12 protein-coding genes are annotated in these 13,358 nt (G+C 54.0%); 8 read left to right on the plus strand and 4 right to left on the minus strand.

The window, feature by feature from the left end; translation table 11 throughout:
- Positions 1 to 28 precede the first annotated feature (28 nt).
- From aroB to trpS, 6 genes are all read left to right on the plus strand, one after another.
- Entirely contained in the window at positions 29 to 1,117 is a 1,089-nt protein-coding gene (gene aroB, locus ACUY4S_RS02045) for a 3-dehydroquinate synthase (protein ID WP_458022879.1), read from the plus strand.
- A gap of 89 nt (positions 1,118 to 1,206) precedes the next feature.
- The gene (gene damX / locus ACUY4S_RS02050; RefSeq protein ID WP_458022880.1) at positions 1,207 to 2,508 is read left to right on the plus strand and encodes a cell division protein DamX; all 1,302 of its coding nucleotides are present in this window, start codon (positions 1,207 to 1,209) and stop codon (positions 2,506 to 2,508) included.
- Positions 2,509 to 2,575: 67 nt separating this feature from the next.
- Positions 2,576 to 3,397: an adenine-specific DNA-methyltransferase gene (gene dam, locus ACUY4S_RS02055; RefSeq protein WP_458022881.1), complete on the plus strand. Its 822-nt coding sequence runs from the start codon at positions 2,576 to 2,578 to the stop codon at positions 3,395 to 3,397.
- Between the two features lie 55 nt (positions 3,398 to 3,452).
- Entirely contained in the window at positions 3,453 to 4,130 is a 678-nt protein-coding gene (gene rpe, locus ACUY4S_RS02060; protein ID WP_312689651.1) for a ribulose-phosphate 3-epimerase, read from the plus strand.
- The gene (gph, locus tag ACUY4S_RS02065; RefSeq protein ID WP_312689650.1) at positions 4,123 to 4,884 is read left to right on the plus strand and encodes a phosphoglycolate phosphatase; all 762 of its coding nucleotides are present in this window, start codon (positions 4,123 to 4,125) and stop codon (positions 4,882 to 4,884) included. Before rpe ends, gph begins: the two co-directional genes overlap by 8 nt.
- Positions 4,877 to 5,881: a tryptophan--tRNA ligase gene (gene trpS, locus ACUY4S_RS02070; RefSeq protein ID WP_458022882.1), complete on the plus strand. Its 1,005-nt coding sequence runs from the start codon at positions 4,877 to 4,879 to the stop codon at positions 5,879 to 5,881. The genes gph and trpS overlap by 8 nt, the downstream gene beginning before the upstream one ends.
- Before the next feature lie 50 nt (positions 5,882 to 5,931).
- Here the strand turns inward: trpS and cysG are convergent, their stop codons facing one another.
- From cysG to nirB, 4 genes are all read right to left on the minus strand, one after another.
- Entirely contained in the window at positions 5,932 to 7,296 is a 1,365-nt protein-coding gene (gene cysG / locus ACUY4S_RS02075; protein WP_458022883.1) for a siroheme synthase CysG, read from the minus strand.
- A gap of 17 nt (positions 7,297 to 7,313) precedes the next feature.
- Complete coding sequence (gene nirC, locus ACUY4S_RS02080; RefSeq protein ID WP_458022884.1) at positions 7,314 to 8,123, minus strand: nitrite transporter NirC; 810 nt, start codon at positions 8,121 to 8,123, stop codon at positions 7,314 to 7,316.
- Between the two features lie 79 nt (positions 8,124 to 8,202).
- Positions 8,203 to 8,529, minus strand: a complete 327-nt coding sequence (gene nirD / locus ACUY4S_RS02085) for a nitrite reductase small subunit NirD (RefSeq protein ID WP_312689643.1) — start codon at positions 8,527 to 8,529, stop codon at positions 8,203 to 8,205.
- Positions 8,526 to 11,069: a nitrite reductase large subunit NirB gene (gene nirB, locus ACUY4S_RS02090; protein WP_312689640.1), complete on the minus strand. Its 2,544-nt coding sequence runs from the start codon at positions 11,067 to 11,069 to the stop codon at positions 8,526 to 8,528. Before nirB ends, nirD begins: the two co-directional genes overlap by 4 nt.
- A gap of 241 nt (positions 11,070 to 11,310) precedes the next feature.
- On the opposite strand from nirB, the gene ACUY4S_RS02095 reads away from it, so the two are divergent.
- A complete protein-coding gene (locus tag ACUY4S_RS02095) occupies positions 11,311 to 12,612 on the plus strand; it encodes a cytosine deaminase (protein ID WP_312689638.1) in 1,302 nt (433 codons plus the stop codon).
- Positions 12,613 to 12,764: 152 nt separating this feature from the next.
- Entirely contained in the window at positions 12,765 to 13,337 is a 573-nt protein-coding gene (ppiA, locus tag ACUY4S_RS02100) for a peptidylprolyl isomerase A (protein WP_458022885.1), read from the plus strand.
- The last annotated feature ends 21 nt before the right edge of the window (positions 13,338 to 13,358 follow it).

The following is a 13,358-nucleotide window of genomic DNA, read 5'->3' on the forward strand; positions in this document are numbered from 1 at the left end:
TTTAAGCAACTAAGGTGGATGTCGCGTCATGGAGAGGATTACCGTCACTCTCGGGGAACGTAGTTACCCCATCACCATCGCGGCTGGTTTGTTCAACGATCCAGCTTCTTTCGCGCCACTGAAGGCTGGGGATCAGGTTATGCTGGTCACCAACGAGACTTTGGCTCCACTCTATCTGGATAAAGTCCGCCGGGTACTGGAGCAGTCAGGTGTGAACGTTGACAGTGTTATTCTGCCGGATGGTGAGCAGTATAAAAGTCTGGCAGTCATGGACACGGTATTCACTGCCTTGTTGCAAAAACCTCATGGGCGCGACACAACGCTAGTCGCGCTTGGCGGCGGTGTGATCGGTGATTTAACCGGTTTCGCGGCAGCCAGCTACCAGCGCGGCGTGCGCTTTATTCAAGTGCCGACCACGCTCCTTTCTCAGGTTGATTCCTCCGTTGGCGGTAAAACGGCGGTAAACCACCCTCTAGGCAAAAACATGATCGGCGCGTTCTACCAGCCTGCATCCGTGGTGGTCGATCTTGATTGTCTGGAAACCCTGCCTGCCCGCGAGTTGTCATCGGGTCTTGCTGAAGTGATCAAATACGGCATTATTCTTGATGGCGAGTTCTTTACCTGGCTTGAGCAGAATATGGATGCGCTACTGCGTCTTGATGGCCCGGCAATGGCGTACTGTATCCGCCGCTGCTGTGAGCTAAAAGCCGACGTTGTCGCTGCCGATGAGCGTGAAACGGGCTTACGTGCTTTACTCAATCTTGGACATACCTTCGGCCACGCCATTGAAGCGGAAATGGGCTACGGTAACTGGCTGCATGGCGAAGCTGTTGCGGCTGGCATGGTGATGGCGGCGCGTGCGTCTGAACGCCTTGGTCAGTTCAGTAAAGACGAAACGCAGCGGATTATTGCGTTGCTTGAACGGGCGGGCTTGCCGGTGCAGGGGCCGCGCGAAATGTCTGCACAGGCCTATTTACCGCATATGATGCGCGATAAAAAAGTGCTGGCGGGGGAGATGCGTTTAGTGCTTCCGTTGGCGATAGGGAAGAGTGAAGTGCGCGGCGGAGTGTCGCACGATGTAGTACTCGGCGCTATTGCTGATTGCCAGCAAGCGTAACTATTAGAAAGGTCTGGTCACGATAGAAAGTGACGTTTAATTTCGGGCGCTGTGCAGGTGGTGGCATACGCCTTTGAGTGGGGTGTTAAATGGATGAATTCAAACCAGAAGACGAGCTGAAACCCGATCCCAGCGATCGTCGTACTGGTCGTTCTCGTCAATCTTCCGAGCGTGTCGACGAACCGCAAATCAACTTCGATGAGGTTGATTTAGACGCCGACGATCGCCGTCCCTCGCGTACCCGCCGGGCACGCGATGAGCGCGAAGAAGAACGTTATGAAGAGGATGAAGACGCTCTGGACGAGGAGCGTGAGGAACGTCGTCCGCGTAAGCGTAAAAAAGCCGCAGTTGCGAAACCTGCGTCCCGCCAGTACATGATGATGGGTATTGGTATTGTGGTGCTGTTGCTGCTGATTGTCGGCATCGGTTCTGCGCTGAAATCTCCCGCGCCTTCCACGACCAACGAACAACAAGCGTCGACAGAGAAAAATATTGATCTGTCGGGCAATAACGGCAATGCGGGCGCGACCAGCACCGCAGCCGATCAGGCGAATGGCGCTCAGCCAGCGCCGGGTAACACAGCGGAGCAACAGACTGCGGGCAATGCACAGCAGGATGTTTCTCTGCCACCGATTTCCTCAACCCCTTCTCAGGGGCAGGCACCTGTCGCACCGGAAGGTCAGCAGCGAGTCGAGGTTCAGGGCGACCTGAATAATGCGCTGTCACAGCCGCAAAATCAGACTCAGCTTGACAGTGCGGTCACGTCTACGCTGCCTACGGAACCGGCAACCGTCGCGCCAGTGCGTAACGGTAATGGTGCCGTTGCGCGTCAGCAGGCTGCGCCAGCAGAAGCTCATACCGCCACTTCGCGTCCTGAGCGTAAGCAAATGGTTATTGAACCGAAACCGGTAACGAAAGCACCGGTGGCAAAAGCGGAGTCGAAACCTGTTGCTCAGCCGCCGAAGCACACCGAGACCACCACTGCGCCGGTCAAAGCACCCGCGGCGACGCCAGTGCAGCCGAAAGCAACCGCAACCACGACTGCGCCAGCGGTTACCGCTCCTGCGGCCACGGCCACGCCTGCTGCGAGCGGTGCCACATCAACCGGTAACGTAGGCGCACTGAAATCAGCACCAGGTAGTCATTACACATTGCAGCTCAGTAGCTCGTCGAATTACAGCAACCTGAACGCGTGGGCGAAGAAAGAAAGTCTGAAAAACTACGTTGTTTATCAGACCACCCGTAACGGTCAGCCGTGGTATGTGCTGGTGAGCGGCGTGTATGCGTCAAAAGATGATGCTAAACGTGCTGTTGCAGCCTTGCCAGCCGATGTGCAGGCTAAAAACCCATGGGCGAAGCCGCTGCATCAGGTTCAGGCCGATCTTAAGTAATGTCTAAAGCGCAGGATGCTGTCGGAGCTTTCTCCACAGCCGGAGAGAGTGTAAGCAACCAGTCAGCATGAAAAAGAATCGCGCTTTTTTAAAATGGGCAGGGGGGAAGTACCCCCTGCTCGACGATATCGAAAAGCACCTGCCGCAGGGGGAATGCCTAATCGAGCCGTTCGTCGGCGCGGGTTCGGTGTTCCTTAATACGTCGTATTCACGCTATATCCTTGCGGATATCAACAGCGACCTGATTAGTCTCTATAACATTGTTAAAGACCGTGCTGATGAGTATGTGCATCATGCGCGCGATCTGTTTACGCCTGAGACTAACCAATCCGTTATTTATTACCAATTTCGCGATGAATTTAACGCGTGCCAGGAGCCGTTCCGGCGGGCGCTGTTGTTTTTGTATCTCAACCGTCATGGCTATAATGGCCTGTGTCGCTATAACCTGCGCGGCGAGTTTAATGTGCCGTTCGGTCGTTATAAAAAACCCTATTTTCCGGAAGCCGAGTTGTATCACTTCGCGGAAAAAGCGCAGAATGCCTTTTTTTACTGCGAGTCTTACGCCGACAGCATGGCGCGTGCGGACGAGAATTCCGTCGTTTACTGCGATCCTCCTTACGCGCCGCTTTCCGCGACCGCGAACTTTACGGCGTATCACACGAACAGTTTTAATCTGGAGCAGCAGGCACATCTGGCCGCGATTGCTGAAAACCTGGTGCTGAACCAAATCCCGGTGTTGATTTCAAACCACGATACGGCGTTAACGCGCGAGTGGTATCGTCAGGCCAAATTGCATGTGGTGAAAGTGCGGCGCAGCATCAGTAGTAATGGCGGCACACGTAAAAAGGTGGATGAATTGCTGGCGCTTTACCGCCCGGCAACCCGGTAACCTGCTTTCACCGCGCCGCCAGCCTGCTGACTTATCATTTTTCAAGGAGATGCGGATGAAACAGTATTTGATTGCCCCTTCGATCCTGTCGGCTGATTTTGCTCGTCTGGGTGAAGACACGGCTAAAGCGCTTGCTGCCGGTGCCGATGTCGTGCATTTCGACGTGATGGATAACCATTACGTGCCGAACCTGACCATCGGACCGATGGTGCTGAAAGCGCTGCGAAACTACGGCATAACCGCCCCTATCGATGTGCATCTGATGGTCAAACCGGTTGACCGCCTGGTGCCGGACTTCGCCGCGGCGGGTGCCAGCATCATTACTTTTCATCCTGAAGCGTCTGAACACGTCGACCGTACTCTGCAACTGATCAAAGAGAATGGCTGTAAAGCGGGGCTGGTGTTTAACCCGGCTACGCCGCTGAGCTACCTCGACTATGTGATGGATAAGCTGGATGTGATCCTGCTGATGTCGGTGAACCCTGGCTTCGGCGGCCAGTCTTTTATTCCCCATACGCTGGACAAGCTGCGCGAAGTTCGTCGTCGCATTGACGCGTCTGGTTTCGATATTCGCCTGGAAGTCGACGGTGGGGTGAAGGTAAACAATATCGGCGAAATCGCTGCCGCTGGCGCAGATATGTTCGTTGCGGGATCGGCGATTTTCGACCAGCCGGATTACAAAAAAGTGATTGATGAAATGCGTCTTGAACTGGCGAAGGTAAGTCATGGATAAAATGCAGTTAGTTCGCGGCGTTGCTTTTGATCTTGATGGCACGCTGGTGGACAGCGCGCCAGGTCTTACGGCGGCGGTCGATAGCGCACTGTATGCGCTGGAGTTGCCGCAGGCTGGCGAAGCGCGCGTGGTGACGTGGATTGGTAACGGTGCCGATGTGCTGATGGAGCGCGCCCTAAACTGGTCACGTCAGGAGCGTGCGATCCAGCGTGCTGCGCAGGGCAAGCCCGACGTTGATCAAAGCGATATTCCGCAAGAAGAGCAGGTGCGCATGCTGCGTAAGTTGTTCAATCGTTATTACGAAGAAACCGTGGAAGAGGGTAGCTTTCTGTTCCCTGATGTCGCTGAAACGTTGTCAGCGCTGCATGCCAAAGGCCTGCCGCTGGCGCTGGTAACCAATAAACCCACACCGTTTGTTGCCCCGTTGCTGGAAGCGTTGGGCATTGCGCAGTACTTTACTTTCGTGGTGGGTGGTGATGATGTGGTGAACAAAAAGCCGCATCCGGAACCGTTGCTTCTGGTGTGCAAAAAGCTCAATATTCAACCTCATGAGTTACTCTTCGTCGGGGATTCACGTAACGATATCCAGGCTGCGAAGGCCGCGGGGAGTGTCTCGGTTGGACTGACGTACGGTTACAACTATGGCGAAGCCATTGCTCTCAGTGAGCCCGACTACGTATATGAACATTTTAAAGCGTTACTGCCCGCGCTCGGGCTCCCGCACAGTGAAAATCAGGAAATAAAAAATGACTAAGCCCATCGTCTTTAGTGGCGCACAGCCCTCAGGTGAATTAACCATTGGCAACTATATGGGTGCGCTGCGTCAGTGGGTGAACATGCAGGATGACTATCACTGTATCTACTGCATCGTTGACCAGCATGCCATCACCGTTCGTCAGGATCCGCAGGCGCTGCGTAAAGCGACGCTGGATACGCTGGCGTTGTATCTGGCCTGCGGCATCGATCCGCAAAAGAGCACCATTTTTGTTCAGTCTCACGTGCCTGAGCACGCGCAGCTAGGCTGGGCGCTGAACTGCTACACCTATTTCGGCGAACTGAGCCGTATGACTCAGTTCAAAGATAAATCTGCACGCTATGCAGAAAACATTAACGCCGGTCTGTTTGACTACCCGGTGCTGATGGCCGCCGACATCCTGCTTTATCAGACCAACCAGGTGCCAGTAGGCGAAGATCAGAAACAACATCTGGAGCTGAGCCGTGATATCGCGCAGCGTTTTAACGCGATTTATGGCGAGATCTTCAAGGTACCAGAGCCGTTCATTCCGAAATCTGGCGCGCGCGTCATGTCGCTGCTGGAGCCGACCAAAAAGATGTCCAAGTCGGACGATAACCGCAACAACGTTATTGGCCTGCTGGAAGATCCGAAAGCGGTAGTGAAGAAAATCAAACGCGCGGTGACCGACTCCGATGAGCCGCCAGTTGTCCGTTACGACATTGCCAACAAAGCAGGCGTTTCTAACCTGTTGGATATTCTGTCTGCAGTAACAGGAAAGAACATCGCAGAACTGGAGCAGCACTTCGAAGGCAAAATGTACGGTCATCTGAAAGGTGAAGTCGCGGAAGCGGTGTCAGGCATGCTGTCCGAACTGCAAGAGCGCTATCACCGTTATCGTAACGATGAAGCCTTCCTGCAGCAGGTGATGAAAGAAGGGGCGGCGAAAGCCAGCGCCCGCGCTTCTGAAACGCTGAGCAAAGTCTACGAAGCGATTGGCTTTGTGGCCAAACCGTAATTAGGGGCGCAATAAAAAAGGGCAGGTTCAACCTGCCCTTTTTTCTGTCTTTAAAACCACTTCAGTTTATCGCGCAGTGCAACCACACGGCCCACGATAATCAATGCCGGGCTTTCTACCTGCTGTGCCAGGTCACCAAGCTGCGACAATGTCCCGCTGACTACGCGTTGTTGCACCGACGTACCGTTCTCGACCAGGGCCACGGGCATATCGGCCTGCATGCCGTGAGCAATCAACTGGGTCTGAATGGCTGAGGCCTGATTCAGGCCCATATAAAACACCAGGGTCTGTTTTTCTGCCGCCAGGTTTGCCCAGTCCAGTTCGCCGCCGGTTTTCAGGTGCCCGGTGACCAGCCTGACGCTTTGCGCATAGTCGCGGTGCGTCAGCGGAATGCCGGAATAGGCTGAACACCCAGAGGCCGCGGTAATTCCGGGCACCACAGAGAAAGGCACGCCCGCATGGCACAACGTTTCCAGCTCTTCGCCACCGCGCCCGAAAATAAACGGATCGCCACCTTTCAGGCGCACAACGCGTTTACCACTTTGCGCCTCGCGCAGCAGGATCTGGTTGATCTCCTCCTGCGGTACGCAGTGATAGCCGGCGCGCTTGCCCACAAATACGCGATCGGCGTCGCGGCGCACCAGATTCATAATGTCATCGGAAACCAGCCGGTCGTAAACCACCACATCTGCCTGCTGGATTTGCTGCAGCCCTTTTAATGTCAGTAGCCCGGCATCGCCCGGCCCGGCACCCACCAGTACCACTTCACCACGGTTATCCAGCGGTTCGGCCAGCAACTGCTCAGTGATGTGTTCGACGGCAGGCTGGTCCTGATTCGCCAGCGACTGCGCCAGCCGGTCGTTCACGAATAATTTTTCCCAGAAGCGACGGCGTTCGCTCATGGTGGAAAAGTGCTTCTTCACCCTGCCGCGCAACTGACCGGCAAACCGCGCGACATGGCCAAGGTGTTGCGGGAGCAGCGACTCGAGTTTTTCGCGCAGTAACCGTGCCAGTACAGGAGAGGTTCCACCTGAAGAGACCGCCACCATCAGCGGCGAACGGTCAATAATGGAAGGCATGATAAAACTGGCCTGGGTTGGCGCATCGACCACGTTACAAAATATACGGCGAGCTTCTGCCGCATCGCTGACGCGCTGATTGACCGTGTCATTATCGGTAGCGGCAATCGCCAGCCAGCATGTATCCAGTAATGATTCGTTAAATTCGCCTTTCACCAGCGTCAGCATGCCTTCGTCTGCCCAGACGGAGAATTGCGGCACAAAAGTGAGGGCATTGACGGTAAGTCGTGCACCCGCGTCCATTAACAGTCGGGCTTTACGTTCTGCGACATCTCCACCGCCCACCAACAGGCAGTTACGATCGCGCAACTGGCAAAATATTGGCAAATGATCCACGACATTACCTCAGTATTTTAGTTATTCGCTGCTGCCTGGTTTTTCACGGCGTTGACTGCGTCAGGACGCTCTGATTTCGGGGTAGCATACCAGTAACCCAAACCCATAAATACGGCACCAGATAAAGTATTGCCCAGCGTTACCCACAGCAGGTTATGACCAATACCACTTAAGGTATAGGTGTCGCTATGATGACCAAACCAGGAAAGGGCGAAGAGGGTCATATTAGCAATAGAGTGCTCGTAACCGGACGCAATGAAAGCCAGCAGACACCACCAGATTGCGAGAAATTTTGCGGCGCCTTCGGTACGGATCGCCATCCAGATTGCCAGGCAAACCAGCCAGTTACACAGCGCGCCTTTAAAGAATAAAACGCTGGCCGGGGCGCTGGTTTTTGCCAGCGCAACAGTATGCACAAGGCTGTTATCCACGGGTAACAGGCTACCGCCGCCCCAGTAATAGAGCAGGGCGACGAACACGGAGCCGAGCAGGTTGCCAAGCCAGGTTTGCGGCAGGATCGTCCACATTTGACCGTGGCTGATGGCCCCCGCTTTAACGCCTAACGTCAGAAACATCGTATGCCCGGTAAATAACTCCGAACCCGCAATAATCACCAGCGTTAAAGCGATACCAAATGTCGCCCCCATCACCAGTGGACGCACGGCGGGATCGAGCAGGTTACCCAGCGTGAAAATCAAAATAATACCCAGTCCCACATAAGCCCCTGCCATTGCGGAACTGACCCAAAAACCCAAAGGATTTTGCGAGGAGAGCCGGGCAATACGCGCAGCATTCGCCGCGCACTTATTAATCGTGTCGGTAAACATGATGTTGATTATCCAAAGTTAAGAGGAAAAGTTTAAAAATCAAAAAGAAAGGCGGGAACATTGCGCCCCCGCCGGGGTATTACGCTTTAATCTGCACCACGCCGTCTTTTACTCGCGCGTCGAAATGCGCTACGGAACGGCTTTCATCTTCCATACACAGCCCGTCACGCAGGCGGAAGCGCTGTTTTTTTAGCGGGCTGGCGACCCATAACTCACCCTGGTGCTCGGCGATAATCCCGCGTGACAACACGCTGGCCTGGAAGAACGGGTCGATATTGCTGATGGCATACACCTGGTCATCATGACGAGGGCGGAAAATGGCCACTTGCTGGTCGTTCAACAGCGCGCAAACGCCGGTTGCGGGCAGAATGTCGTCGATTTTGCAGATAGTGTTCCACTGGCTCATGCGTTTTCCTCCACCATGGTTACCGGGATGCGCTCATACGGGGTTGCCGGGCGATGCTGCGCACGTTCTGGCACAACCTGCACGTTCGGGTCGCGACGATCGCTGTTGATAAAATGTTTGAAGCGGGTCTGCGCAGCAGGGGTATTTACGGTTTCTGTCCATTCGCAAATCACCGCTTCGCGCAGGCGGGTCATCTCTTCTTCCAACTGTGCGTCGAAGCCCAGTTTATCGTCGATGATCACGCTCTTCAGGTAGTCGATACCGCCTTCCATGGCATCCAGCCAGGATGCAGTACGGGTCAGTTTGTCGGCAGTACGGATATAGAACATCATAAAGCGGTCGAGATAATGCAACAGCGTTTCGCGATCGAGATCCGCCGCCAGCAGATCCGCATGACGCGGTTTCATCCCGCCGTTACCGCAGACATACAGGTTCCAGCCTTTTTCGGTAGCGATAATGCCCACGTCTTTCCCCTGAGCTTCCGCACATTCGCGGGTACAGCCAGAAACACCGAACTTCATTTTGTGCGGTGTACGGATGCCTTTGTAGCGGTTTTCCAGTTCAACGCCGAAACCAACGCTATCGCCTACGCCGTAACGGCACCAGGTTGAGCCAACACAGGTTTTCGCCATACGCAGCGCTTTCGCGTAAGCGTGGCCGGTTTCAAAGCCTGCCTCGATCAACTGACGCCAGATTTCCGGCAGGTCATCTTTCTGTGCGCCAAACAGGCCAATGCGTTGGGAACCGGTAATTTTGGTGTAGAGATTAAATTCACGGGCGATACGGCCTACTTCCATCAGACCTTCCGGGGTGATTTCACCCCCTGCGGAACGTGGGATCACAGAGTAGGTGCCGTCTTTCTGGATGTTGGCGAGGAAGTTATCGTTGGTGTCCTGCAACGGCGTGTTCTGCGGTTTCAGGATGTATTCGTTCCAGCATGACGCCAGCAGCGAACCGACGGTCGGTTTACAGACTTCGCAGCCATAGCCTTTGCCGTATTTCGCCAGCAATTCATCAAACGTTTTGATGCCTTCCACGCGGATCAGGTGGTACAGCTCCTGGCGGGAATAGGCAAAGTGCTCACACAGGTTATTGGTGATTTCGATGCCCTGTTTTGCCAGTTCGGCGTTCAGCACTTGAGTGACCAGAGGAATGCAGCCGCCGCAGCCGGTACCGGCTTTGGTTTCTGCTTTCAGCGCCGCAACGGTATGGCAGCCTTTATTGATTGCGGCAATCAGGTCCCCTTTGGTCACGTCAAAACAGGAGCAAATTTGCGCGCTGTCGGGCAGCTTATCGACGCCGATAGAGGGTTTACCGCCAGCGGCATGGGCTGGCAGGATCAGCGCATCCGGGTTTTCCGGCAATTCAATCGCGTTCAACACCAGTTGCAGCAGGTTGCCGAAATCGCTGGTATCGCCCACCAGTACTGCGCCCAGCAGAGTTTTATTGTCCGGGCTGACAATCAGGCGTTTGTAGACTTCTTTGCTTTCGTCGAGGTAAACATAGCTGCGTGCGCCAGGGGTGCGACCGTGAGCATCGCCGATACCGCCCACATCAACGCCCAGCAGTTTCAGTTTGGCGCTGAGATCCGCGCCTTCAAACGCATTCCGGGTGCCCAGGATATGGTCAACAGCAACTTGCGCCATTTTATAACCAGGCGCCACCAGACCGTACACGCGGTTGTTCCAGCTCGCACATTCACCAATGGCGTAAATATCCGGATCGGAAGTCTGGCAGTTATCGTTAATCACGATACCGCCGCGCTGACCCACGGTCAGTCCGCACTGGGTGGCGAGTTTATCACGTGGGCGGATACCGGTAGAGAAGACGATAAAGTCTACTTCCAGCGCGCTGCCGTCCGCAAAACGCATGGTTTTACGCGCTTCGGTACCTTCCTGGACGATCTCTTTGGTGTTTTTGCTGGTGTGGACGCGTACGCCCATACTTTCGATTTTGCGTTTGAGCTGCTCGCCGCCCATTTGGTCGAGTTGCTCTGCCATCAGCATTGGCGCGAATTCAATAACGTGGGTTTCAACACCTAAGTTTTTCAGCGCCCCTGCGGCTTCCAAACCGAGCAGGCCACCACCGACAACTGCACCGCGGCGGCTACGACGGGCGCAGGATTCAATGGCGTTCAAATCTTCAATGGTGCGATAAACAAAACAGTCCTGGGTTTCAGACCCTTTGATCGGCGGGATCCACGGGTAGGAACCGGTCGCCATGATCAGTTTGTCATACCAGACGGTGCGCCCGGCGCTGGAGTGGATCACTTTTTCCTGACGGTTAATAGTGATCGCACGTTCGCCAACCAGCACTTTGACGCCATGTTTCTCGTAAAAACCTTCGCGGACCAGTGACAGCTCTTCGGCTGTATGATGAGAGAAGTAAGAAGAAAGATGCACGCGGTCGTAGGCTTTACGCGGCTCTTCACAAAAAACGGTGATATCGAATTCGGAGGCGTCGGCTTTATCGAGGAGGTCCTCAATGAAGCGGTGACCGACCATGCCGTTACCGATGATAGCGAGTTTGACTTTGCTCATTTTTGCCTCGATTTCTTTTCTATTACTGCCTACCTTAACGATTCAGCCTCCGGGCTTATTGATGTGCATCAAATACACCTTCACATACCACTTAATGAGTAGATGACTGATTTTTATTGGTTTTTCTAAGTTGTAGAAATAACAGGCTTTTCTGGATTGCAGAATTTGTGTACAAAAAGAGAGGGTTTTTTGCCTCGGTGTCTGATCCGAAATTTCAGACGAAAACGGAAGGAGTAGCGCTATGTCTTCAGCACCGATTTGGTTCGTCCAGAACGTGCATTTACCGGATCGCGAAGGGTTGTGGCAAATCGCAATTGAGAACGGGCGCTTTGGCGACATCACGCCCATGGAATCGACACACACCGACAGTCACGAGGTGCTGAATGCGCGTGGGGGGCTGGCATTACCGCCATTTATTGAGCCACATATTCATCTCGACACCACGCAAACTGCAGGCGAGCCGAACTGGAACCAGTCGGGAACCTTATTTGAAGGCATTGAACGCTGGGCTGAGCGCAAGGCGCTGCTCACGCATGAAGATGTGAAAGCCCGCGCCTGGCAAACATTGAAGTGGCAAATGGCCAACGGCGTGCAGTATGTACGCACACACGTTGATGTTTCTGATCCGTCGTTAACGGCCCTGAAAGCGATGATTGAAGTGAAAGCTGAAGTGGCGCCGTGGATAGATGTGCAAATCGTTGCGTTTCCCCAGGAAGGGATCCTCTCTTATCCGAATGGGGCCGCATTGCTGGAAGAGGCGTTGCGTCTGGGGGCCGATGTGGTCGGTGCGATCCCACACTTTGAATTTACGCGTGAATATGGCGTTGAATCGCTGCATATCGCCTTTGGCCTGGCGCAAAAATATGGGCGTCCACTGGATATCCATTGTGATGAAATCGACGATGAGCAGTCGCGCTTTGTGGAAACGGTTGCCGCACTGGCGTTAAAAATGGGCATGGGTTCACAGGTTACTGCCAGCCATACCACCGCCATGCACTCCTATAACGGCGCGTATACGTCACGCCTGTTCCGCTTGTTAAAGCTCTCTGGCATTAACTTTGTGGCGAACCCGCTGGTCAATATCCATCTGCAAGGCCGTTTTGATGATTACCCGAAACGCCGGGGGATCACACGGGTGAAAGAGTTACTGGCCGCAGGTATTAATGTCTGTTTTGGCCATGATGATGTGTTTGACCCCTGGTATCCGCTGGGCACTGGCAACATGTTGCAGGTGCTGCATATGGGGTTACATGTTTGTCAGTTAATGGGGTATCAGCAAATTGAGCATGGGTTGCATTTAATCACTCATAACAGCGCCAGAACCTTTGGCCTGACGGATTATGGGATTGCCTCCGGCAACCCGGCGAATATGATCATTTTGCCTGTTGAGAGTGGCTTTGATGCCGTGCGTTGCCAGGCGCCGGTACGCTGGTCGATTCGTCAGGGGCGGATCATTGCAACAACGCAGCCTGCGCAGTCCTGGATCCAGACCGATAGCGGTGGAGAAACGGTTATTTTCAGCCGTCATAACGCACAATCTTGACGGCGTGCCAGGCCGCGCATCCTTGGCGGGAACCGGTCTGGCGTTACATATGTTTCCAAATACGTAAAATTAAGTAAAAGGCTGGCCTGCTGGCTGACTGCTCTTTAGAATCAAGCCACTCGCTTTCTTTACTGCTTCGTTAAGGAAACCTAATGGTTAAATCGACTCTGGCGGCTGTTGCGGCTGTTTTTGCCCTTTCTGGTCTCTCCTCTGCTGCATTTGCGGCTAAAGGCGACCCTCACGTTCTGCTCACCACCTCTGCGGGTAATATCGAACTGGAGCTGAACAACCAGAAAGCCCCTGTGTCGGTGAAAAACTTCCTGGATTATGTGAATAACGGTTTCTACAACAACACCACGTTCCACCGTGTGATACCGGGCTTTATGATCCAGGGTGGCGGTTTTAACGATCAGATGCAGCAAAAGCAGCCGAATCCGCCCATTAAAAACGAAGCCGACAACGGCCTGCGTAATACGCGCGGCACCATCTCTATGGCGCGTACCGCTGATAAAGACAGCGCGACCAGCCAGTTCTTTATTAACGTTGCGGATAACGCCTTCCTCGATCATGGACAGCGTGATTTTGGCTATGCGGTATTCGGTAAAGTTGTGAAAGGCATGGATGTGGCCGACAAAATTTCTCAGGTGCAGACACATGATGTCGGCCCGTACCAGAATGTCCCGTCAAAACCGGTAGTTATCCTCTCTGCCAAAGTATTACCGTAAGTCTCCTCAACACGGGCTACC

The sequence above is a fragment of the Kosakonia beeri genome, from assembly GCF_054165705.1.

Coding starts and splice junctions, on each gene's coding strand:
- aroB (WP_458022879.1), top strand. CDS start 29: ATGGAGAGGATTACCGTCACTCTCGGGGAACGTAGTTACCCCATCACC.
- damX (WP_458022880.1), top strand. CDS start 1,207: ATGGATGAATTCAAACCAGAAGACGAGCTGAAACCCGATCCCAGCGAT.
- dam (WP_458022881.1), top strand. CDS start 2,576: ATGAAAAAGAATCGCGCTTTTTTAAAATGGGCAGGGGGGAAGTACCCC.
- rpe (WP_312689651.1), top strand. CDS start 3,453: ATGAAACAGTATTTGATTGCCCCTTCGATCCTGTCGGCTGATTTTGCT.
- gph (WP_312689650.1), top strand. CDS start 4,123: ATGGATAAAATGCAGTTAGTTCGCGGCGTTGCTTTTGATCTTGATGGC.
- trpS (WP_458022882.1), top strand. CDS start 4,877: ATGACTAAGCCCATCGTCTTTAGTGGCGCACAGCCCTCAGGTGAATTA.
- nirC (WP_458022884.1), bottom strand. CDS start 8,123: ATGTTTACCGACACGATTAATAAGTGCGCGGCGAATGCTGCGCGTATT.
- nirD (WP_312689643.1), bottom strand. CDS start 8,529: ATGAGCCAGTGGAACACTATCTGCAAAATCGACGACATTCTGCCCGCA.
- nirB (WP_312689640.1), bottom strand. CDS start 11,069: ATGAGCAAAGTCAAACTCGCTATCATCGGTAACGGCATGGTCGGTCAC.
- ACUY4S_RS02095 (WP_312689638.1), top strand. CDS start 11,311: ATGTCTTCAGCACCGATTTGGTTCGTCCAGAACGTGCATTTACCGGAT.
- ppiA (WP_458022885.1), top strand. CDS start 12,765: ATGGTTAAATCGACTCTGGCGGCTGTTGCGGCTGTTTTTGCCCTTTCT.